Consider the following 23,229-nt stretch of genomic DNA (forward strand, 5'->3'; position numbering starts at 1 on the left):
ATCTTAAAAAGCTTCTGCAATATTTACGTATAAGTTTCCTGAAGATGCATTTCCAGCACCATAATCGAATCTAATATTTAACTTCTCTCTTTTATCTAACATAAAACGTAAACCTAAACCATAATTTAGCTTTATATCACTCAAATTCAATTCTTTAGAATCACCATAAACATCTCCTAAGCCTAAAAAAGTAACAAATCCGAACCTGCTATTTTTAAATGTTCTTCGGTACTCAACCTGTGTTGCCAATAGGTTTTTTTCAATATATCTTCCTTCAATATAACCACGCATAATTTCTTCGCTTCCAAAAATGGCGTGCTCAGCCAGTGGCACATCTCCGTTTGAAAAATGTCCTTTTGCTTGAAAAGCTAAAACACCATCATTATTTTCGCTCAGTTTTTTATAATAACGTACATCAAATCTTGTTAAATCAAATTTATGCGTACTCCCCATAGATGGGTAGTAAAAGCCTCTTGTAAATTCTAAGTACCATCCCTTGGAGGCATTTAAAATATTATCTCTACTGTCATATAAAGCTGCAAATTCTAGTCCTACCGAAGTTGAACCATCAAAACCTGTTGGCTTTGTTGTGTCTAACAATCCACCAGCTTCTATTTCGGTTTTGTAAATGGTATTGTAACGCAAGCCACCACCTAAAAATAAGTAACGTGTAAACACTCTTTTCATCAGTATGGGTTCTATCAAAAATTGATAACTATCATACGCTTCTTCATTACTTTCTGGAGTACTCTTTCCAATTCCATAAAACAGTCTTGGATAGTTTTGAAATATTACGTTTCCTGTAATTACCCACTTTTCTTGATTGGTGAATACCTCAAAACCCGAAAAAATAAAAAACTGATTTTTTAAAGTGTACAATAGCGAAATTGGCATATTAGATGTTCTTGTCTCTTCACCACTTCCTTTAAATTTAAAGAGGTATTTGGATCCAATACCAAATCCTAAACTTGTTTCTGGTGAATAATAGATAATTGGGGCTGTTATAATTTTAGATGGGTATATACTTGAGTCTTTTTCTACACTTTTTTTATTAGGATGAAATGTAAAAAAATCTACAAACTTATCTAAACCATTCTCTTTTTCTTGAGAATGTAAATTTGCTCCAAAACATACGAAACAGATTAAAATTAAGAACCTTTGTAAAATATTCATAAGCAAATTTTATGATGTAACTAATTGGCTTTATGTTCTGTTATAACTACAATCAACTACAAAGTTAATCTTAACAAATCTATTGAATAGTTATTAAAGTCACACTATTTATTTGGAAAATAAAATCCTTAAAATGTACTTCTAAATTAAAAAAATCACTTTTTTGTTTCGCATTAAAAAAATCCAACTTAATTTTGCATCGTTCTCATAAAGGGGTGCTGTTATTGGTAATTAATAAACAGTAATCAGTAGGCAGTATTTCACTGTTCACTGAGCACTGTAAATTAATCACTGAAAATCGGCTGAGATCATACCCATTGAACCTAGAACAGGTAATGCTGTTTAGGAAGCGAGCGTTAAGAAAAGGTCTTTTAGACCTTTTTAACCAGTGCAAAAGCGAAGTTATACTTCGCGTATTTAATTATTCAATATTAACCACAAGAATAATTACCTCTTTTTATTCGTTTTAAAATTTTTAAAATGAAAAAAATCACTTTTTTTTTATTCTTGTTTGCAAGTATACTTGCAAACGCCCAATCATTTACAATTAAAGGAACTGTATATGATGAAAACAAAAACCCATTGCCAAGTGCAAGTATTTTAATCAAAGAAATGAAGAAAGGAGTTTCTACCGACAACAAAGGTAACTTTAGTATTCAATTACCAAAAGGAACCTATACTTTTGAAATTTCTTTTTTAGGGTTCAAAACAATTGTTGATAAAATTACAGTTACTCAAAATGAAGAGTATGTAGTTCAACTAAATTCTGATACTGCACTTTTAGATGAAGTTTTGGTATCTGCTGTTCGTGTAAATGCAGATTCGCCAATTACACATTCTAATGTAGACAAGGAGGAATTAAAAAAACGTAATTTAGGGCAAGATATTCCTATTTTATTGAATTTTTTACCTTCTGTAGTAACTACCAGTGATGCTGGTGCAGGAATTGGGTACACAGGAATTCGAGTACGTGGTACAGACGCAACTCGTGTAAATGTTACTATTAATGGAATACCTTATAATGATGCTGAAAGTCAAGGCACTTTTTGGGTAAATTTGGGTGACTTTGCTTCATCTACCGAAAGTTTACAGTTACAACGTGGTGTTGGAACTTCTACAAACGGTTCTGGTGCTTTTGGAGCTAGTTTAAACATTTTAACAGACGCTGTAGCCGAAAATGCTTTTGGAGAAATTTCAAACTCTTTTGGTTCTTTTAATACCAGAAAGCATACAGTAAAGTTTAGTACAGGTAAACTAAATGATAGAATTGAAATTTCTGGAAGACTATCTAACATTTACTCTGATGGTTATATAGATAGAGCTTTTACCGATTTAAAATCTTATTTTTTGCAAGGTGTTTATCAAGATGATAATACCTTAATTAAAGCACTTACTTTTGGTAATAAAGAACAAACCTACCAATCTTGGTTTGGTATTACAGCAGATCAACTTCAAGAAAATCGTCGTCAAAATCCTTATACATATGATAATGAAACAGACAATTACTGGCAAGATCATTACCAATTGCATTGGAATGAACAAATTAACAGCAACTGGTCCACTAATATAGGTTTAAACTACACAAAAGGTAGAGGATATTTTGAGCAATATGAAGATGATACTGATGAGATTAGTAGCTATAATGGTATTGTACTAGCAACAGACCTTAGAGAAGAAGAGGATGAAAATGGAAATCCAGTATTTATCCCGATTACAGATGTTATTAGAAGACGTTGGTTAGACAACGATTTTTATGTAGCCAATGCCAATGTAACTTATAAAAATAGTAAAGTAGAAGTAATTTCTGGTTTATCTTACAGTAACTACTCTGGAGATCATTTTGGCGAAGTAATTTGGGCAAGAGAATTTGCAAATACTGCTAACATTAGAGATCGATATTATGAAGGAGATGCTACAAAAAACGATTTTAGCGTTTTTTCTAAAGCAACTTTTAAAATCAGCAATTCTTTACTAGGTTTTGTAGATTTACAAGGGCGTTTTGTAAACTATAAAACAAACGGTTTAAGCTCTCAAGGTCAACCATTTATTACAGATACTGATTTTAGTTTTTTTAATCCAAAATTTGGTTTAACCTATAAAACTAGCCTAAATAACAGCTATTACTTGTCTTATGCAAGAGCAAATCGTGAGCCAAATAGAAACGATTTTGAAAATGGAGTAACTGAAAATGAAACTTTAAATGATATTGAATTAGGTTGGAGATATAATACTGAAAAAGTGGCTTTAAGCACCAATTTATATTATATGTTTTATCAAAATCAACTAGTACTTACTGGTGAAGTTGATGATGTAGGAAGCCCAATTAGAGCCACAAGTGGCGAGAGCTATAGATTAGGTTTAGAAATAGATGCTAATGTAAAATTAAATGATATTTTTAGTACGTCTACCAATATTGCATTAAGTAGTAACAAAAATATAGATTTTAATACCACTACAAGTGCAGGTTTACTAAACTTAGGAAATACAAACATTGCATATTCACCAGAATTGGTTATTGGTAATGCCTTAAATTATACTCCTGTAGAAAACCTACAAATATCATTTTTAAGCAAATATGTTGGTGAGCAATCTTTAAATAATATAGATGATGAAAGAGGTATCTTAGATTCTTATTTTGTAAATGATTTGAATATCATTTACGAAATTAAACCAAATTCGATATTTGAATCTATTGTATTTACTGGGTTAATCAATAATATTTTTGACTTAGAATATTCTTCTAATGCTATTGATTATGGTGGCGGATTTGTATATTATTACCCACAAGCTACACGAAACTTTTTGTTAGGAGCCACATTAAGATTCTAAAAAATTAGGCCAATTAAAGTGTAAAAGAGGCTGTCTGAAAAATAAATTTATAAGTCATTTTAAACAAAATTGAAATGACAAGTTTTAATACTTTTTCAGATAGCCTCTTTTTTTTATTTCATCAACAAAAAATTAACTGTTGGTGTAATTTTTAACAGTGTTTTTTACTTCTTTTTGCAGCTCATTAAACTCTTGGTTTAACTCCCTACAATTTGCTCTTATTACCTGAGTTGACTCATCCAATTGTTCAATTAATGTGTCAAATTGAGTTTCAACATCATCAATTTCTTGATTTACACTAGTATTTTGCAACCAATTCGGCATGGTTGTAGACAGGTTATTTATAAATTTTTTTAAATAAATAATTCTATTTTTAGAAATTTTATACTCTTCGTTTTTCATTAAAGATAATTGTGTATGCACCATATTGTAGGCATTCCAATCCTCAAAAATAAAATCATCTTCATAATTTTTTTTAACAATTTCTTTTTCTCCATTCTCTAGTTCAATTCTAAATACATTCGGATTATCTAAAAAAATAGCTTTATCCTGTTTTTTTGTAGAACACGAACTAAAAACCACGATAAGTACTACTGTTAATAACTTTATTTTATTCATAATATTGATATTGTATTTAATTGACAACAAAGGTATTTTATAAACAAATTATTTATTACCTTAAACAGATCGATTGTTAGCTCTTTCTATTAATTACTGAACTAATGTATCATATTTGTTTAACTAAGAACACTTTTTAATTGCAATTCACTGATTTCAAAAACTCCACAAAAATATCAAAAACCGCTCCATTTTTGGCTATTTTTGACCTAAAAATAATAAAAACGGTCTTTTTTTAGTAAAATCGACTTAATTTTTGTAATTTTGCAAACGATGAAAAAAACAAATTTATATCAGTTGCAAACTACTAACTTTCTTCAAAGCAAAACTGATTACTTCTTAAATTTCGTTTTCTAATTTATCTACCTGTACATTTTCGTCTATAAGTTTTAAGCTTCATTCATAAGTTTAATTTGTACAACCTATTCTTAAAATTCAACATTTAAATTCAAAATCTTACTATGAGACAACTTAAAATTACAAAGCAAGTAACCAATCGCGATGCAAAATCTTTAGAAAAATATTTTCAAGAAATTAGTAAAATAGGTTTAATTACTGCTGATGAAGAAGTAGAGTTGGCTATAAAAATTAAAAAAGGAAATCAAAGAGCTTTAGATACACTAGTACAAGCAAACTTAAGGTTTGTTGTTTCTGTTGCAAAACAATATCAAGGCCAAGGTTTAAAACTATCTGACTTAATTAACGAAGGAAATTTAGGCTTGGTAAAAGCTGCTAAACGTTTTGATGAAACACGAGGTTTTAAATTTATATCGTATGCAGTTTGGTGGATTCGACAGTCTATAATGTCTGCTCTAGCAGAACAATCAAGAATTGTTCGTTTGCCTTTAAATAAAATTGGTAGCATCAGTAAAATAAAAAAGGTGTACTCTAAACTAGAGCAACGAAGCGAAAGAATACCAACTTATGTAGAGATTGCTAATGAGTTAGACACAACAGTTAGCAATGTAGCACAATCTATGAAAAATTCTGGAAAACACCTTTCTATGGATGCGCCTTTTAGAGAAGGTGAAGATTCTAATTTATATAATGTGTTAAGGTCTGATGAATCTCCAAGACCAGATAAAGATTTAATGAAAGAATCTTTAACTACCGAAATTGATAGAGCTTTAAGTAAGCTTACCCACAAAGAAGCTAAGGTAATTAAAATGTTTTACGGCTTAGGCAACCACACTCCATCAAGTTTAACTGAAATTGGAGAAACATTCGATTTAACTAGAGAACGTGTACGACAGGTAAAACAAAGAGCCATTAGACGTTTACAAAACAAGTCTAAAAATGAAGTTTTACGTTATTATCTTGGGTAAAGATAAAACATATCAACACAAAAATAATATATTTGATTTTACAAATTAATGGGTTAAGATCTTAAAATATATACTTTTATGAAACCAAAATATTTAACCATACTGTTATTACTTCTATTTTTTAGCTGTAATCAAAAAAAAGGGATAGATACTTTTAACTTTGAAAATTGGTCTAAACGAAAAGTACATACAGCTTTAAAAGACTCATTAGAATATGGTAAATCTTACTTATCTATTTATTCAGAAATTTACAGCTTTACAGAAAGCAAAAAAATAAGTTTAACATCAATGATAAGTTTAAGAAATACCAGCGATTTAGATACCATATATCTTTTAAAAGCTGAATATTTTGATACAGAAGGCAAATCGATTCGAAAATATTTTGATTTTCCTGTTTTTTTAAAACCTTTAGAAACAGCAGAAATAATTATAGATGAAATAGATGTTTCTGGAGGTACTGGCTCTAATTTTATTTTTGAATGGAAAATACCCAAACGAAGTCCTGAACCAATTTTTGAAGCAATTATGAGTTCTACAATGAGTCAACAAGGGTTATCTTTTACAACACAAGCTAAACGTATAGAATAAACTAAAATGGCAGAATTTTTAACAACCATTTTTTTTGTATTGGCTGTAATAGATCCTGTAGGAACTATACCTGTTTACCTAGAGGCTACTAAAGAATTTGATTTAAAATACAAGAAAAAAATTGCAATTCGTGCTTCTGTAATTGCATTTTTAATTCTTTTATTTTTTATTGTAATTGGGCAATTGATCTTAGAAGGCATGTCTGTTTCTTTGGATGCTTTTCAGATTTCTGGTGGAGTAATTTTATTCTTATTTGCCCTAACTATGATTTTTGGTGATGGCAAACCTGAACTTGAAAAAAAAGGAATTACAGATTACAAACATGTTACTATTTTTCCTATTGCAATACCATCTATAGCATCTCCAGGAGCAATTATGGCAGTTGTTTTAATGACTGATAATCATCTTTATACAATTCAACAACAAGTGATAACAACAGCAATTGTTTTATTAGTAATTGGGGTTACTTGCAGTATTCTTTTGGGTGCAAATTTGTTACAAAAACGCGTTGGAAACTACGGAATTACTGTAATTAGTAAAATTATGGGATTAATTTTGGCAGCTTATGCAGTACAAAGTGTTTTAACTGGTATTACAGGTTATTTTACAAACTTATCTTAAAGGATATTTACACTAAATCTTCTATAAATCGATCTACAGAAACTGCATCATCAACAGAAAAATCACCAATTTTTGTTCTTCTTAATGCGGATAAATGTGCACCAGAATTTAACGCATTTCCAAAATCGTAAGCTAAAGAACGGATGTAGGTTCCTTTGCTACAAACCACTCTAAAATCAACTTTTGGTAAATTAATATTTGTAATTTCGAATTCTGAAATTGTTATTTCTCTTGATTTTATTTCGGTAGTTTCCCCTTTTCTTGCTAATTCATACAAACGTTTTCCGTCTTTTTTTATAGCAGAAAAAATAGGTGGTTTTTGCTGAATATCACCAATAAATTGTTGTGTAGTTTCTTTTAATAAAGCTTCTGTAATATGATCTGTAGCAAAAGTCTCGTTAACCTCAGTTTCTAAATCGTAACTTGGTGTTGTTTCGCCTAAAGTTATAGTGCCTGTATATTCTTTTATTTGACCTTGATACGTGTTTATTTCTTTAGTTTGTTTACCAGTACAAATAATTAACAAACCTGTTGCAAGCGGATCTAAAGTACCTGCATGACCTACTTTTATTTTTTTGATATTAAAACGTTGTTTAATATGCCAACGGATTTTATTTACAACCTGAAAAGAGGTCCAAGTTAACGGTTTATCAACCAATAAAACCTGGCCGTTTTTATAATCTTCTTCTGTTTTAATCACAAGTATTGTTCATATTTATAAGTAGATTCCTGCTTTTGCAGAAATAACAAGAAGCTTAGCTTAACAAAGCATACCCAATTGCAATAATACCTACAATTGCACAGTATAATGAAAAGTAAGATAATTTACTCTTTTTAACCAAAGCAATCATCCATTTACAAGCTAATAAACCAGATAAAAATGCAGCTATAAATCCTGCTGAAATTCCTATCATTTCTGAAGATTGAAAATTTAAATCGCCTCCTAAAACATCTTTTCCAATTTTTCCAAAAATTAACGGAACTACCATTAAAAAAGAAAAACGAGCTGCTCTTGTTCTATCAATTCCTAATAATACAGAGGTAGAAATGGTTGCTCCAGATCTAGAAATACCAGGTAACATTGCTATTGCCTGAGAAACCCCAATAATTACTGCATTTACAAAAGAAACTTCTTTGTTTGTGTTTTTAGCTTTGTCTGCCAACAATAAAAGTACAGCAGTAACCAATAACATAACACCCACTAATAAAATTTTACCCCCAAAAAACGATTCTAATTGTTCTTCGAAAAGTAAACCTACAATAACAGCAGGTATCATAGAAATGATAATTTTTATAGAAAATTTAAATTCATCATTCCATTTAAATTGGAATAATCCTTTAAAAATTTCTGCAACTTCTTTTCTAAAAATAACCAAAGTACTTAAAGCAGTTGCAAAGTGCAAAACTACTGTAAAAGTTAAACTTTCTTCGGGTACAGAAGTATCACCTAAAATAGCTTTTGCTAATTCTAAATGACCACTAGATGATACTGGTAAAAATTCGGTTAACCCTTGTATTATGCCTAATATAATTGCTTCTAAAACATCCATAGCTTATTTTTTTGGGTCTACTAATATTGCATAAATTTCTATTCCAAGGCCTATAATTACTAAGGTTGGTGCTAATCGAATTCGTTGCCAATTGTAGATTTCTTCGTTAAAAACAGTAGGATCATCACTACCACCACCAGCCATTGCAATAAAGCCGACTGTAATAAACAAAATTCCTACAAGCATTATGATGTAATTTTTTTTACCAAATAAAAATTCTTGTTTTGGATTGGTTTCTTTTTTCATATTTTAATAATAAAGTTCGTCTGTTTTTAAATTTAAAAAACGCTGAGTTGCAAAAAATGTACTTATCCAAGTAATGATAAATGCTGATAAAACAACACCACTTGCAATATATGCTAAAGTATAATAATCTTCTATAAAATCTAAGCTTGGTATGTATTTATCTAAGTAATACACTAAAACTGCTAAACCTATTAGCGCCAAAAGTGCACCCAACATTCCTAATTTTATACTTCGCCAAATAAATGGTCTTCTAATAAAGCTTTTGGTAGCACCCACCATTTGCATGGTTTTAATGTTAAAACGTTTTGCATAAATAGATAGTCGTATGGAGCTGTTAATTAAAATCATTGCAATTAAAGCGAAAAAGCTACTTACAATTAATAACCAAAAGCTAATTCTTTTGATATTTTTTGTTAGTAGATTTATCAGTGGTTTATCATAAGAAACATCAGCCACAAATAAGTTTTTGGTAAATCTTTGCTCTAATGCTGCTACTTTTTCTGGGGTAACGTACTCTGATTTTAAGTAAATATCAATTCCATTCTTTAGTGGATTTTCTCCAAGAAATTCCAAAAAATCCTCACCAATTTCTTTACTATATTTTTTTGCAGCTTGTGTTTTACTGGTATAAATTGCTTTTTTTGTAAACGCTTCTTTTAAAAGCGATTCTCTAAAGGTTTTAATTTGTTTTTGAGTTACGTTATCTTTTAAAAATAAAGTAATAGCTACTTTTTCTTTAACGTAGTTAGCTACTTTTGTAGACTTTAAGACAATCAACCCTAAAACCCCTACCATAAAAAGCACCAAAGCAATGCTAATTACAACAGAAATGTAAGAAGATGCTAAACGTCTTTTTTGATAAGAGTCAAATTTTGATGACATACAAGAGTCCTTTAAATAATGGTTGCAAGATAATAATTAGAAATCAGTTGATAGTATCTGTTTGCAGTATTTTAACTAATCGATTTCTTGGCATAGTTCTATAAGTACGCCATTGGTAGATTTTGGATGTAAAAAAGCTACTAACTTGTTGTCTGCGCCTTTTTTCGGAGTTTCATTTAAAATGATAAAACCTTCTTTTTTTAATCTTTTTATTTCTGAAACAATATCATCAACAGCAAAAGCAATATGATGAATTCCTTCGCCTTTTTTAGCAATAAACTTTGCAATTGGACTTTCAGGATTTGCAGCTTCTAAAAGCTCAATTTTATTAGGTCCTGATTTAAAAAAAGAAGTTTTTACACCTTCTGACAAAACTTCTTCTGTTTTATAATGCTTTTCACCAAAAAGTGATGCAAATAAGGTATTCGATTTTTCTAAATCTTTTACTGCAATACCAATATGTTCTATTTTATTCATTTTGTAAAAATAAAAAAACCAGTAGAAAAAATTCTACTGGTTTGTATTTTAAAATATTTACAAATTAATCTGCAGCTATTTTAATATTGTCTAACTCATAAGTACCATCAAAAGCAGTTTCGCCACTTCCTGTATACTTAAATGCAAAATGTATTGTACCTGAACCACAAGATAAATCTACAATACCAGACTCGAACCAAGAAGAGAATGAATCTGTATCTTGAGTGATGTACGCTGCAGGAACTACACCCCAAGTTGCAGTTGCTATTCCTTCTGTAGTTCCATCCCAGTTTTCTGAAAATAATAAATCTAAAGTACTAGAATCTGCAAAACTGTTTGAAGTTTCAAAAGAAAGCGTAACGTTGTTATTTGCATCTAAATCAATTTCTGGTGTAATTAACCAAGCCACTGTTCTATCGTCTCCAGATCTAAAAGAACCTACTGCTGCAGAAATTCCCTGAGATGCATTAGAACCTGTTGCTCTGTATGCTTCCCATGTTTCTGTACCTGCTTCTTGGTAGTTTGTCCAACCGTTTCCAGAGATAGGGCTATTCGTGCTTTGTGTTTCAAACGCATCTTCAAAAAGAATTGTTGTACCTTCTTCAGTTGCGATACCACAATCTAATTCTGGTGGATCACATCTTTCACCAGTTACAGTAATATCGTTCTTATCATTTAACACTAAAATTAAGCTGCTACCATCAAAAGTTTTTGAAACTACACTATTAATTGTAAAGCTTCCTGCTGGTAATGGCGCAAATTTAAAGGTAGCAAAAGAGCTAGTTTCTAAAGAAATAGAACCCCCATCTGTACAACTTTCTAAAAAACGTTGTGTATCGAATTGCTCATCAGGATCACCAAAAGTTAAGTCCATAATTTCTTTATCAAATTGTGCATTTTCAACTTGTACAAACATCCCTAAATGTGCAGAAGAAATTTCGGATAAATTCATGATTTTAGGAACCAAATCTGCAGTTACAGAAGATCTAAATACGTTTTCTTCTATTTGTTTTACTGATAAATCATCAACGGCATCTCCGTTAGCAACACCACCAATAGTAATTACACCATCTCCAGTTCTTGTTTCTCCAATCAATAATCCATTTAATTTTATATAAACTTCTCTACCAAAATTGTATTTGTTGTAGGTGTCATTTAAATTCAGCACCACTTTAATGGCAGCTGTTGGGTTTTCTGCAGCATCTTGTATAAATATTTCTTTAAAAAAGTTTCCTGTTCTATCTGATGAAGTAACATAGCCTTTTACTACTAAGTCTGAGGTAATTTCAGTAGCTTCTCCTGTAAACAAGGTTTTAAGATTAGTAATAGAGATTAAATCTAAACTTCCATTAGGATTGTTTAAATCTGCTATAATTTTCTCAACTTCTTCGTTTTCTACTTGTCCTAAATCGTTAGGTACTGTATAATCTCCATCCTCTACACAAGAGTTCAAAGAAACCCCCATAATAAAGGCAAGAGCCAAGATGATTATTGTATTTGTTTTCATATTCGTTTAATTATAATATTTAAAATCTTAAGTTTATGTTTAAAAAGTAGGTTGTACCTCTACCATACCAATATCTATTGCCAAATACTGGTTTATCTAACGCTTTATCGTCTCTTAATTGTCTGAAATTTGCGTTTCTACCTTGTTCAAATCCACCTGATTTGTATTCTGTATTCAACAAATTATTTACTGTTGCAAATACACTAATAAATTTGTCACCGATTTTCCATGATTTTCCACCAATTAAATTTACAACCATATAATCGTCAAATTTTTCTTGTTGTAGTAATTCTCTTGCTAACTCAGGATCGTAATCAGAAAAAGGCAACCCATCTGCATCTTCGTAAAAGTTTGCAGAACGATTTAATGGAGCAACATCTACATATATGTTAGAGAAGAAGTTTGCTGTTGCACCAAACCACCAATAATCTGGGTCGCGATATTCAAACCCTACAGAATAGGCATTCTGTGGACCAGAAGCTAATTTATAGTTCTCTAATAAAGACACATAATCTTTAGATCTAAAATCGCTATCAAAACCACCATTATCTGCTACATCAGAAGTAAGGTATAAATCTGGATTGTTTGCATAAGTAAACTGCCCAATTGAAGCTGCTCCTTTTAATTTAATGGTTGGTGTAACTTGGGCTTCAATTCCTAATTCTACACCAATATGATCTTTTTCTATACCTGATAACACTTCTTGTACAAAGGCAGTATTATCACCTCCAACTCCATCAGCAAAATAAAAAGATATTTCAGTAGCATCTTTTATATTGGTATAATAGGCTGTTAATCGAGAGGTAATGATAGGGCTTCTAACAATGTAACTAAAATCTGTAGAAAACACTTTTTCGCTTTGTAAATCATCTACTACGTTGTTATTTTCTCTTGAGTTAGAAAATGAGTTTCTGATAGTTGGTGCTTGTGTTAAGTAAGCTGCATTTACGTCTAATAAATGACGACCCGTAATTTTATACGTTAGCCCCCCTTTTACACCAAAATTGGTAAAGTCTAATTTTTCTGATAAACCTAACGAGTTGTTTTCAAAACGTCCATTTTGGTACAGACCCTCTCTTTGATGTGTAGTTCTAGATACGTTAAAAGCCGTATAAAAATCTACCTTATTGTACTTAAATTGTGCTTGAGTAAAAGCGCTCAGTACATCAGAATTTAAAAGGAAATTGTATCTAAACATATCTCCCTCACCAACTACTCTATTTGGTGCTAAAAGATTGTTTTGTTGTTTGTTTTCTGTATCTGCAAAAGGGTTGATATCTAAATATCCAGTACCTCCTAATAAATCAATTACCTCTGCAAAGTTGTTAGAACGTAATCTTCTGTATTCTAATTTTGCATTGATGGTAATATTATTGGTTATTTCTGTATTAAGAATACTGTTTACCGTTAATTGCTTATCATCATTTCTGTCTTCATACAAAACATAGGCATTATCAAGTCCATTGTTGGCATTGGTAACGTTGGCATCAATTATTCTATTCCAATCTAATTGACCATCATTTTCAAAACGTTCTCTTGCTTCGTAAGCACCTGCCAAATCGCCATTTCTTTCGTAAAAACTTGGTAAATATTGATAATATGTTGGGCTTGGGTTTGCACCTCCGTTAAAATCAATACGACTATTTCCTATTTTACCATATTGATATGCTACGTTGGTTTGTAAAGTTGTTTTATCGGACATGTTCCAATAATGATTCAGCATTAAAATTGGCTCTTCTACTTCTTTTATTCTAGAGTTGGTTTTTCTTCCATTTAAATAGCCCCAGTAATCATTATAAGCAATACCTTTTAAATCAAAAACTTCTTGAGTGTTTGGTGATGATTTACCTCTTCTATTAGGAGTAAAAATTGATGTAAAATTAATACTATGATTTTCTCCAATCTGTTTTTCTATGGATGCAAATAAAGAATACGCATTATAGCTTGTACCTTCATTAAAACCTTCTAAACCTGCCCTTCTACTTCCAGAAAATGTCATAGACCAGCCACCTTCTAAAGTTCCAGTTGAATGAGTGGCCATAACTCTGTGTACGTAACTTCTGTTAGAAGATGAGTATGATATTCTAGTACCTGCTCTTTGTGCTGAAGCTCTAGTATCTATATTTGTAGACCCTAAAACACCACCAAATGTATAGTTAGATGGCGCCAAACCGTTACTAAATTCTTGATTTCGTAAAACATCATTTAAACCACCCCAATTACTCCATTGTGCTCTTCCATCGTAAAGTTTGTTCATTTCTATACCATTAATAAGTACTTTACCATTTCCAGAATCTAAGCCTTTAATTCTAAAAAATGACGAACTGAATTCAAACGCGGCTGTTCTTAAATAAATGTCTCTAGTAGCTTGTAGTAAACCTGCTATATTATCTGCAGCACTAGCATCATCATTTAACTCGTCGTCTGTAATGGTAATTAAACTTAAATCTTGGTCTTCTGTGATGTCTTTGTAAAAAAGAATACTACCTAAGTCTACAGTTTTTCCAGAAAGTTCTACAGGAAAGTTTTGAGTTTCGTAACCCGTTAATTTTAGCTCTACAATATAGCTTCCGTTTGGTATTTTTGTTATTGCAAATTTCCCTTCAGAGTCGGTTACTTGACTCAAATTGGCATTTACAATACTTACCAAAACACCTTGCAGAGGATTTTCTGAATCGCTATCTGAAACGACTCCTTTTACAATATTCTGTGCATTAATTCCTAAAAATAGAAATAACATCATGAATATTGATAAAACAATTTTTCTCATAAATGTTTGATTGATTTTTTTAAATTTACCGAAAATAATATCGGCAAAATTAACAATTTTTAACAAACACCTATGTTAAAATAACATTATATCATCTTTGACTTGCATTTTGTTTTATAAGTTTGCGACATAAATTACAATCAATGAAAAAATACATCCCTTTTTTAATGCTTCTTTTGTTGGGAATTTCAGTTACTACTGCCCAAAAGAAAGGTAAACAATATAATATTAGAACCATTGCGTTTTATAACTTAGAGAATTTATTTGACACTATAAATGATACCTCTATAAATGATGAAGCCAGCCCAATGATGGAACTAAAATCAAATAGATCTAAAGTATATTGGGATAAGATTGATAAATTAGGCAGTGTAATTGCACAAATTGGAGCAGATAAAGCCAACACAAGTCCTGCTATTATTGGAGTTTCTGAAGTAGAAAATTTAAATGTTTTAGAAGATTTGGTAAAAAACAAACACTTGGCTAAAAAAAGATATGGCATTATTCATTACGATTCTCCAGACAAACGTGGTATTGATGTAGCCTTATTATATCAAAAAAGATATTTTAAACCGGTTTTTCATGAGGCTTATAATCCAAATATATACAGAAATAATAGAAAGGTGTATACAAGAGACCAATTATTAGTTTCTGGTTATCTAGATGACGAATTGATTCATATTATTGTAAACCACTGGCCTTCTAGAAGTGGTGGTGAAGCAAAAAGCAGACCTTTACGTGAAAAAGCAGCTTATCAAAACACTAAAATAATTGCCCAAGTGCGTGAAAAAGACCCCAATGCAAAAATTTTAATTATGGGCGATTTTAATGATGACCCAACCAACTCGAGTTTTAAAGAGGTTTTAAAAACCAAAGCAAAAAAGAAAAACGTAGGCGAGTTAGACATTTACAACCCGTATGAAGATTTGCATAGAAGAGGTTTTAACACACTAGGCTACAGAGATAATATCAACTTATTTGATATGGTTCTTATTTCATCTCCATTATTAGACAAAGGCAAAAAAGATTTTTCTACCTATAAAATGTACCAAGCTAATATTTTTAATAAGCGTTTTTTAACCGGTAAAAAAGGTCAGTTTAAAGGGTATCCTTTTAGAAGCTTTTCTTGGGGTGGTTATACAGGTGGTTATTCAGATCATTACCCTGTTTATATGTATTTGATTAAAGAGAAAAAATAGTTAATAAAACACTATTAAAACACAACAAACGTATTGTAAATTTAGAGTATTGATATCTTTTTTAAATGAAACTAAAACACTTTTTACATTTTAAAAGAGATGTGTCTGGCATTCAATTGCCTAATAAATTTACTTTTCCTTTTTATTATGAACCTCATCTTTTGGCACAAATTGCGGCTAACGAAATTCAAGAATATTTAGAACATCAAACCGATTTTAAACATAATTTTGGATTAAAACAAAGCAACACTAACGAAGCCATTGGTAAAATGTTTGGCGTTTTGGTGGTACAAACTCAACAAAACGAGATAGGCTATTTAGCAGCCTTCTCAGGAAAATTAGACGACAATAGTTTGCCTGAAAAATTTGTTCCGCCTGTTTTTAATATGAGAACTGATGGAAGCTTTTATACAAAAGGAGAATCCGAAATTGATGCAATCAATACTAATCTTAGTCTTTTAGAAAAAAATAAAACCTATTTAAATTTAAGAGAAAAGCTCAATAACTTATCCATAGAAATACAAACCGATTTAGCTTTACAAAGAAAGAAAATGAAGCTTGCAAAAGCAGATAGAAAAGCAAGAAAAAAAAAGGGTATTTCAAGTTTACCTCAAAACGATTTTAAAAAACTAGTTTTAGAGTTACAGCAAGAAAGTTACAATCAACAGTTTTTCTACAAAGAATTACAAGAATATTATCAAACTAAAACTGATAAAATACAAAACCAACTTTCTGTTTATGAGGATAAAATTGCAGCCTTAAAAAAACAACGAAAAGAAATATCAAATTATTTACAGCAAACTTTATTTGAACATTATGCTTTTTTAAATCAACAAAAAAAGCAAAAACATTTGTTAGCTATTTTTGATGATCCAAACGTAAAACCACCTGCGGGTTCTGGAGAATGTGCTGCTCCTAAATTATTACAATATGCTTTTGCCAATGATTTAAAACCGATTACAATGGCAGAATTCTGGTGGGGAATATCGCCAAACTCGGCTGTAAGAAAACATAAAAACTATTATCCTGCTTGCCAAGGCAGATGTAAACCCATTTTAACACACATGCTTCAAGGTATTGAAATGGATAAAAATGTTTTATTAGAAAACTTAGCAAAAAACCAAGAACTTAAAATTATTTATGAAGATAATGTTTTAGTGGTTGTTAACAAACCTGCTGAGTTTTTATCTGTACCTGGAAAAGCGGTTAAAGATTCTGTGTATACTAGAATTAAACAAAAATACCCAAATGCAACTGGCCCTTTAATTGTGCATAGGTTAGACATGTCTACCTCTGGTATTTTAGTATTAACAAAAACCAAAGAAGCCAATGCTTTTTTACAAAGTCAGTTTATAAAAAGAACAGTGAAAAAACGTTATATTGCTTTATTAGATGGAGTTGTAACAAAGAAAAAAGGAACGATTCAGCTTCCTCTTCGAGTAGATTTAGAAGATAGGCCCAAGCAATTGGTAGATTTTAAATATGGCAAAAATGCAGAAACTAATTGGGAAATCATCAATATAAAAAATAACAAAACCCGTGTTTATTTTTATCCTGTTACTGGCAGAACGCATCAATTAAGAGTACATGCTGCACATAAAAACGGCTTAAACACCCCTATTTTAGGCGATGATTTGTATGGTAAAAAATTAAACCGATTACATTTACATGCAGAATATATTGAGTTTTTACATCCATCAAACCAAAAAAAAATGAGTTTTAGAGTTGCTGCCGATTTTTAAAAAACTATTCATTTTAATGTGTAATTTTGCAATCGCAAAGATGAGTATTATTTCTAAAGACATACAAAAAGCAGTTGTTCTTTTAAACAACGAAGAATTGGTTGCCATACCTACAGAAACTGTATATGGTTTGGCTGGAAATATTTTTAGCAATAAAGCAATTCAACGAATTTTTGAAACGAAAAAGCGTCCATTTTTTAATCCTTTAATAGTTCATATTTCTTCAATACATCGTTTAAATGATATTGTTGCAGAAGTACCACAAAAAGCAAAACTATTGGCCGAAACTTTTTGGCCAGGCTCTTTGACTTTAGTGTTAAAAAAACATCCTAAAATTCCTGATTTAATAACAGCAGGAAAAGATACTGTTGCTGTTCGTGTACCAAATCACGCAACAACTTTAGCACTTTTAGATCAGTTGAACTTTCCTTTGGCTGCACCAAGTGCAAATCCGTTTAACAACATAAGCCCTACAAAACCAGAACATGTAGAACGTTATTTTAAAAATGACATTAAAATGGTTTTAGATGGTGGTGCTTGTAAAAACGGCATAGAATCTACCATTATTGGTTTTGATAAAGGAGAACCCATAATTTACAGATTAGGTGCTTTAGCTTTAGAAGACATAGAAGCTGTTGTTGGAAAAGTTAGTATAAAAAACAAGAAAGAACAAGGCCCAGATGCCCCAGGAATGTTACAGAAACATTATTCGCCATTAACTACAACCTTATTAACTTCTGATGTTGTAAAAACTGTTGAACAGTACCCTAATAAAAAAATTGGGCTATTAACCTTAAGCAATTCTTATCAAGATAAAGTTGTACATACTACAATAGTTTTATCAACAACTAACAACCTACAAGAAGCTGCTTCAAAATTATATGATGCTTTGCATGTATTAGATCATCAAAATTTAGACATTATTATTGTTGAAAAAATGCCTGATACTGGCTTAGGTAAATCAATGAACGACCGTTTACAAAGAGCCGCATTTCAAGAATAATTATTCTTTTTCTTTCAATAACGAAAAGAGAAAAGACCTAAAAATTGATAGTAAAATACTAAAAAAGAAGGCTGCAAAAAAACCAGATACTGCAAAACCATCTACCAATTTATCTGCCAACAAAATAATAATTGCATTGATTACAAACAAAAACAACCCAAACGTAACAAGGGTTGCTGGCAGTGTAAAAAAGATTAAAAGAGGTCTAACAAACAAATTCAATAAAGAAATTACAATTGCCACAATTATTGCAGCTCCATAGCCTGTAACAGCTACACCTGGTAAAATATTAGCCAAAATAACTACAGCAACAGCCGTTAATAAAATTTTTAAAAAGGTTTTCATTTTAAATGTTTTTAACCTATTAATTACCAAAAACGTACCAAAATGAATTTCGGTAGTTTTGGCAGGTTTCATTATTTATGATGTTTATTAAAGCTACTATTTTATAGAAGTAAGCACACCTTTTAAAAAAGTATTTTCATCCATCCAAGATAATGCCATTCTAACAATTACCAAATCTTGATCTGGTAAAATATAGACTCTTTGTCCTTGATATCCATCAGCATAAAACATGTTTTTTGGTACATCTTTAAAACCTCCATTTACATTTAACCAAAACTGTGCACCATAGCTTCCGTTTGAAGTTGGTGTTGGTGTTGTTACATATTTTACCCAATCTTTAGCAAATATTTGTTGTCCATTCCAGTTTCCTTTATGCAAATATAAAAGTCCGAATTTTCCCCAATCTCTTGGAGTTGCCCACGCATATGAAGACGCTACATAGTTGCCTGCCAAATCTGTTTCTAAAACCATAGAATTCATTCCGATTTTATCAATTAAATCCGAATACCAATAATCTAAGTATTCTTGATGGGTTTTAAACTGACTTCTAACGATACCAGATAATAAATTTGAAGTTCCAGAAGAATAGTTCCAAGATGCATTTATTTTACCTGTTAAGGGCTTTTCTGCTTGCATTTTAGTCATATCTCTTTCTAAAAATAACATTGTAGTGGCATCCGAAATTTCATCGTAGTTTTCATCCCATTCTAAGCCAGAATTCATTTGCAGTAAATTATGAATCGTTATATTTTTACGTTCGTCATTTTGCCAAGAATCAATTGGTGCTTTGTCTGATACATTTAACTTTCCTTGATGTTGCATCACCCCAAAAACCGTACTTAGAATGCTTTTGGTCATAGACCATCCTAATATTTTAGAATCTTTAGTAAAACCTTCTGCGTATTTTTCTGCTATAATTTGATCTTTATAAATCACCACAACTGCTCGAGATTTATTTTTTCCAAAAACAGAAGCCACAGTTTCGTTTAGATTTGTATAATCTACATTTGCAAAAATGGTATCTTTCTGTGCTGCATTTCCATAAGGATATGGAGTTACATTATCTGGTTGTGTTCTTTTAGGTGATAAATACGTAGCTGTTTCATCTTCTTTAGTAAGGGTTAAAACAGTGCCCAAACCTTCTCTATAGATTGCTTTTCGAGTCAATAAACCAAATGCTGATGATGTTGCTACCTTTTTATTGGTATCAATTTCATCCGAAGCCAAATTTACAGGCGAAAAATTATTGTCGGTTTTATCTGTAAATTCTAAGGTTCTATTAGCCACAAAAACCGATGACGCAGTATTTTTTGCTGAATACCCAGATAAAATATTTAATTTTGGATAATTGAAAAATACGATTAAAATAATAGCTATCAGCAATAATAGCAGAATTCGTTTAAAAATTTTCATTTCTTAATGATTTGGTTATATAAAAATAGGAAAATCATATGGTCTTTTGTATGGCTTTCAAAAATCAACGTTTATCTTTGTATTTAAAATGATTTGTATGATTAATGTTGATAAAATTAGAGAAGATTTCCCAATTCTAAAAAGAACTGTTCACGGAAAACCATTGGTATATTTTGATAATGCCGCAACTTCACAAACTCCACAAATTGTAATTGATACGATTGTAGATTATTACAGCAATTACAACGCAAATATTCACAGAGGCGTGCATACCTTAAGTCAGGAAGCTACTGATAAATATGAAGAAGCACGCATTAAAATTCAACATCATTTTAATGCAAAAGAAGCTTACGAAATTATTTTAACTTCGGGCACTACACATAGTATAAATATGGTTGCATCAGGATTTGCATCTCTTTTAAATAAAGGTGATGAAATTATTGTTTCTGCCTTAGAGCATCATTCTAATATTGTGCCTTGGCAAATGTTGTGCGAAAAAACAGGAGCTATTTTAAAGGTGATTCCGATGACTGATGAAGGTAGTTTAGATATGCAAACTTATCATAAATTATTGAATGATAACACAAAATTGGTTTTCTCAAATCACGTTTCTAACGCTTTAGGAACTGTGAATCCTATAGAAGAAATTATTGATGCTGCTCACAAATTTGGTGCTGCTGTTTTAATAGATGGTGCACAAGCCACACCACATATAAAACCAGATGTACAAGCTTTAAATGTTGATTTTTACGTAGCTTCTGCACATAAATTATGTGGGCCAACAGGAGTTGGAATGCTGTATGGAAAGCAAGAATGGTTAGAAAAATTACCTCCATATCAAGGTGGAGGAGAAATGATAGCCACAGTTTCTTTTGAAAAAACGACGTATGCAGGTTTACCTCATAAATTTGAAGCAGGAACACCTAATATTTGTGGTGGAATTGCCTTTGGAGCTGCAATTGATTACATGAATTCTGTTGGTTTTGATGCTATTGCTAAATATGAAAATGAGCTTTTAGAGTATGGAACATCAGAATTATTAAAAATTGATGGTTTAAAAATCTATGGAACATCAGCAAAAAAAACGGCTGTTATTTCATTTAATATTGATGCTATTCATCCTTATGATATTGGTGCTATTTTAGACAAACTGGGTATTGCTGTTAGAACTGGGCATCATTGTGCACAACCTATTATGGATTATTATCAAATTCCAGGTACTATAAGAGCTTCTTTTAGTTTTTACAATACAAAAGAAGAAATAGATATTTTTATTGCGGGTGTAAAACGTGCAAAAATGATGTTATCTTAAATAAAAGATGATTTTAAATATTAAAAAAGGTTGAGAAAATTTCTCAACCTTTTTTAATTCCTCTAATCTTTTCAAATTTTCTATCTTAATGTAGGAGAATAATTTGTAGGATAATCTCCTGCTTTTGCCAAACCATTGGTTGCTTCTGTAAAGTTTGTACCAAATTCAGCATCCATAGCTGCTAAAATTTTATTTGCCATTAGCGCATATCCTCTAGCTGTTAAATGTACACCATCTAAACTTACTAAACCACCTGTAACTAAGCTTGTTGTAAGTGTATAATTATCAAAAACAATACCATTTGAAGCTTCAGCTAATACTCCTTTAAAGTCTACTAAAGCAATATTGGGGTTTGCTGATGCTATAGAAGATATTGTTGCATTGTAAGAATCTGTTGCTGTTTTTATAGCTGCTTGCTCTTCTGGTGTTAATACCCATTGATCTGCTAAAGGTACAGAAACACCATTTATCAATTGCGGATTTCCGCCAACTGTAGTACCTAATACAGCAGAACTAGAAAGCAATAATAAATCGTCTGCAGTTGCTTGTCTCATATTAGTTAATGCAGGATTTATTGGTGCTAAGTTAGATAAATCTTCATCTAAAATTAATACTGCATTTTGACCAGCAACAAAATTAACTTGTCTTCTATCTACTTCAGCTTGATCGTAATTAGCCAACAAAGGTAAAACTTGAGCAGGTAACATATTTGCATTTTTCAAATCTAAAACTTGTTGTAAGCCTGCATTATATGCTGCAAAAGCAGTATTTAATTGACCTGCTGTAGCTGCATCTAAAGGAATAGCATTATAAGACACTGTTGTAAAGTTTGCCAAATCTGTGATGTATGGCACATTTGCCACAACTCCTTTAGCACCATTTGCAGTTAATGCTGTAACCATATCACTAAATACTTGTGCAAAAACATTTGGATTGGTTATATCATTTACTCCATAATTCGCAGGATTTAAATTTTCTGGTGTATTCGGACTTCTATCAACACCAGAACCACCAGACAAAGCATATCCTAAAACATCATTTCCTCCTATTTCAGATAACGTAAAAAAGGTTGGGTTTTGAGCTAAAGCATCTCCCATAACTGTAGCTGTTGGGCTAGACGCCATTCTTCCAAAGTAAGGATTTAACTGTCCATATCCAGGAACACCTAAGTGAAAACTTTTAGCACCTGGGGCACCAAAGTTATGAAATGGCCCACCTGAAGCTGGTACTCCTAATTGGGTTGTAGGCACAGCTGGTAATACTGCTGGCCCTGCGCCATCAAAGAAAAACCTTGGTTCTTGAACAACAGTTCCGTTAAAAACCAAACCACCTATATTATCATTCATTAATGGTTGAGCAAAATCTGTACCGAACTTTGATGCTAGAATATTTGGAAAAGAATTTTCTTGAGCTGCTTTAAACATCGCTCCGTCAGTAAATCCAGCTGTAAACGACGCTCCAAGAGCAACGTAACTAGAAAAGTCTAAACCGTTTGTATTTAATTCTACTACTGGTACGACTTCAGCTTCAATTTCATCTAAATCATTATTCACATCACAAGAAACAATGCTTAATGATAAAAGAAATAAGCCTATATATTTATAATTTTTCATAAAATACTTAAAATTT

At 31.2% G+C, this 23,229-nt stretch carries 20 protein-coding genes; 8 read left to right on the forward strand and 12 right to left on the reverse strand.

All coding sequences use genetic code 11. From position 1 onward, the window contains the following. Positions 1–3: 3 nt before the first annotated feature. Positions 4–1,173 carry a BamA/TamA family outer membrane protein gene (locus ACW9UN_RS06180; RefSeq protein ID WP_459484879.1) on the reverse strand — a complete coding sequence of 390 codons (1,170 nt, stop codon included), beginning with the start codon at positions 1,171–1,173 and terminating at the stop codon, positions 4–6. A 480-nt stretch (positions 1,174–1,653) separates the two neighbouring features. Here ACW9UN_RS06180 and ACW9UN_RS06185 point away from each other — a divergent pair, with 480 nt between their 5' ends. Continuing rightward, entirely contained in the window at positions 1,654–4,002 is a 2,349-nt protein-coding gene (locus ACW9UN_RS06185) for a TonB-dependent receptor (protein ID WP_459484881.1), read from the forward strand. 132 nt (positions 4,003–4,134) lie between these two features. On the opposite strand, the gene ACW9UN_RS06190 is transcribed toward ACW9UN_RS06185, so the two are convergent. After that, the gene (locus ACW9UN_RS06190; RefSeq protein ID WP_459484883.1) at positions 4,135–4,620 is read right to left on the reverse strand and encodes a hypothetical protein; all 486 of its coding nucleotides are present in this window, start codon (positions 4,618–4,620) and stop codon (positions 4,135–4,137) included. Positions 4,621–5,081: 461 nt separating this feature from the next. On the opposite strand from ACW9UN_RS06190, the gene ACW9UN_RS06195 reads away from it, so the two are divergent. The 3 genes from ACW9UN_RS06195 (at position 5,082) to ACW9UN_RS06205 (ending at position 7,154) form a co-directional block, all read left to right on the forward strand. After that, positions 5,082–5,945, forward strand: a complete 864-nt coding sequence (locus ACW9UN_RS06195) for a sigma-70 family RNA polymerase sigma factor (protein WP_459484885.1) — start codon at positions 5,082–5,084, stop codon at positions 5,943–5,945. Between the two features lie 78 nt (positions 5,946–6,023). Continuing rightward, positions 6,024–6,533 (forward strand): DUF3124 domain-containing protein, encoded by a 510-nt coding sequence (locus ACW9UN_RS06200; RefSeq protein ID WP_459484887.1) that lies wholly within the window; start codon positions 6,024–6,026, stop codon positions 6,531–6,533. A gap of 6 nt (positions 6,534–6,539) precedes the next feature. Continuing rightward, positions 6,540–7,154, forward strand: a complete 615-nt coding sequence (locus ACW9UN_RS06205; RefSeq protein ID WP_459484889.1) for a MarC family protein — start codon at positions 6,540–6,542, stop codon at positions 7,152–7,154. A 7-nt stretch (positions 7,155–7,161) separates the two neighbouring features. On the opposite strand, the gene truB is transcribed toward ACW9UN_RS06205, so the two are convergent. The 7 genes from truB to ACW9UN_RS06240 all read right to left on the reverse strand — a co-directional run bounded on the left by truB (position 7,162) and on the right by ACW9UN_RS06240 (position 14,586). Continuing rightward, a complete protein-coding gene (gene truB / locus ACW9UN_RS06210) occupies positions 7,162–7,851 on the reverse strand; it encodes a tRNA pseudouridine(55) synthase TruB (protein ID WP_459484959.1) in 690 nt (229 codons plus the stop codon). 58 nt (positions 7,852–7,909) lie between these two features. After that, a complete protein-coding gene (locus tag ACW9UN_RS06215; protein WP_459484892.1) occupies positions 7,910–8,704 on the reverse strand; it encodes an undecaprenyl-diphosphate phosphatase in 795 nt (264 codons plus the stop codon). Between the two features lie 3 nt (positions 8,705–8,707). Beyond that, the gene (locus ACW9UN_RS06220) at positions 8,708–8,950 is read right to left on the reverse strand and encodes a DUF3098 domain-containing protein (RefSeq protein ID WP_459484894.1); all 243 of its coding nucleotides are present in this window, start codon (positions 8,948–8,950) and stop codon (positions 8,708–8,710) included. Positions 8,951–8,953: 3 nt separating this feature from the next. Beyond that, positions 8,954–9,832, reverse strand: coding sequence for a cell division protein FtsX (locus tag ACW9UN_RS06225; protein WP_459484895.1), 879 nt, complete (start codon positions 9,830–9,832; stop codon positions 8,954–8,956). 75 nt (positions 9,833–9,907) lie between these two features. Beyond that, positions 9,908–10,309 (reverse strand): methylmalonyl-CoA epimerase, encoded by a 402-nt coding sequence (gene mce, locus ACW9UN_RS06230; protein WP_459484896.1) that lies wholly within the window; start codon positions 10,307–10,309, stop codon positions 9,908–9,910. Positions 10,310–10,373: 64 nt separating this feature from the next. After that, positions 10,374–11,816, reverse strand: a complete 1,443-nt coding sequence (locus ACW9UN_RS06235; RefSeq protein WP_459484898.1) for a DUF5689 domain-containing protein — start codon at positions 11,814–11,816, stop codon at positions 10,374–10,376. A 19-nt stretch (positions 11,817–11,835) separates the two neighbouring features. Further along, entirely contained in the window at positions 11,836–14,586 is a 2,751-nt protein-coding gene (locus ACW9UN_RS06240) for a carboxypeptidase-like regulatory domain-containing protein (RefSeq protein WP_459484900.1), read from the reverse strand. Between the two features lie 143 nt (positions 14,587–14,729). On the opposite strand from ACW9UN_RS06240, the gene ACW9UN_RS06245 reads away from it, so the two are divergent. From ACW9UN_RS06245 to ACW9UN_RS06255, 3 genes are all read left to right on the forward strand, one after another. Continuing rightward, positions 14,730–15,785, forward strand: a complete 1,056-nt coding sequence (locus tag ACW9UN_RS06245) for an endonuclease/exonuclease/phosphatase family protein (RefSeq protein WP_459484901.1) — start codon at positions 14,730–14,732, stop codon at positions 15,783–15,785. A gap of 65 nt (positions 15,786–15,850) precedes the next feature. Continuing rightward, entirely contained in the window at positions 15,851–17,527 is a 1,677-nt protein-coding gene (locus ACW9UN_RS06250; RefSeq protein ID WP_459484904.1) for an RluA family pseudouridine synthase, read from the forward strand. 40 nt (positions 17,528–17,567) lie between these two features. Then, the gene (locus ACW9UN_RS06255) at positions 17,568–18,530 is read left to right on the forward strand and encodes an L-threonylcarbamoyladenylate synthase (RefSeq protein WP_459484906.1); all 963 of its coding nucleotides are present in this window, start codon (positions 17,568–17,570) and stop codon (positions 18,528–18,530) included. Here the strand turns inward: ACW9UN_RS06255 and ACW9UN_RS06260 are convergent, their stop codons facing one another. Together ACW9UN_RS06260 and ACW9UN_RS06265 are read right to left on the reverse strand one after the other, a co-directional pair. Further along, a complete protein-coding gene (locus ACW9UN_RS06260) occupies positions 18,531–18,875 on the reverse strand; it encodes a phage holin family protein (protein WP_459484962.1) in 345 nt (114 codons plus the stop codon). Positions 18,876–18,971: 96 nt separating this feature from the next. Beyond that, positions 18,972–20,288: a serine hydrolase domain-containing protein gene (locus ACW9UN_RS06265; RefSeq protein WP_459484909.1), complete on the reverse strand. Its 1,317-nt coding sequence runs from the start codon at positions 20,286–20,288 to the stop codon at positions 18,972–18,974. Positions 20,289–20,385: 97 nt separating this feature from the next. On the opposite strand from ACW9UN_RS06265, the gene ACW9UN_RS06270 reads away from it, so the two are divergent. Then, positions 20,386–21,600 carry an aminotransferase class V-fold PLP-dependent enzyme gene (locus tag ACW9UN_RS06270; RefSeq protein ID WP_459484911.1) on the forward strand — a complete coding sequence of 405 codons (1,215 nt, stop codon included), beginning with the start codon at positions 20,386–20,388 and terminating at the stop codon, positions 21,598–21,600. An 80-nt stretch (positions 21,601–21,680) separates the two neighbouring features. Here the strand turns inward: ACW9UN_RS06270 and ACW9UN_RS06275 are convergent, their stop codons facing one another. Then, entirely contained in the window at positions 21,681–23,213 is a 1,533-nt protein-coding gene (locus ACW9UN_RS06275) for an SGNH/GDSL hydrolase family protein (RefSeq protein WP_459484914.1), read from the reverse strand. Between the last annotated feature and the right edge of the window lie 16 nt (positions 23,214–23,229).

The organism is Polaribacter litoreus (genome assembly GCF_054584775.1).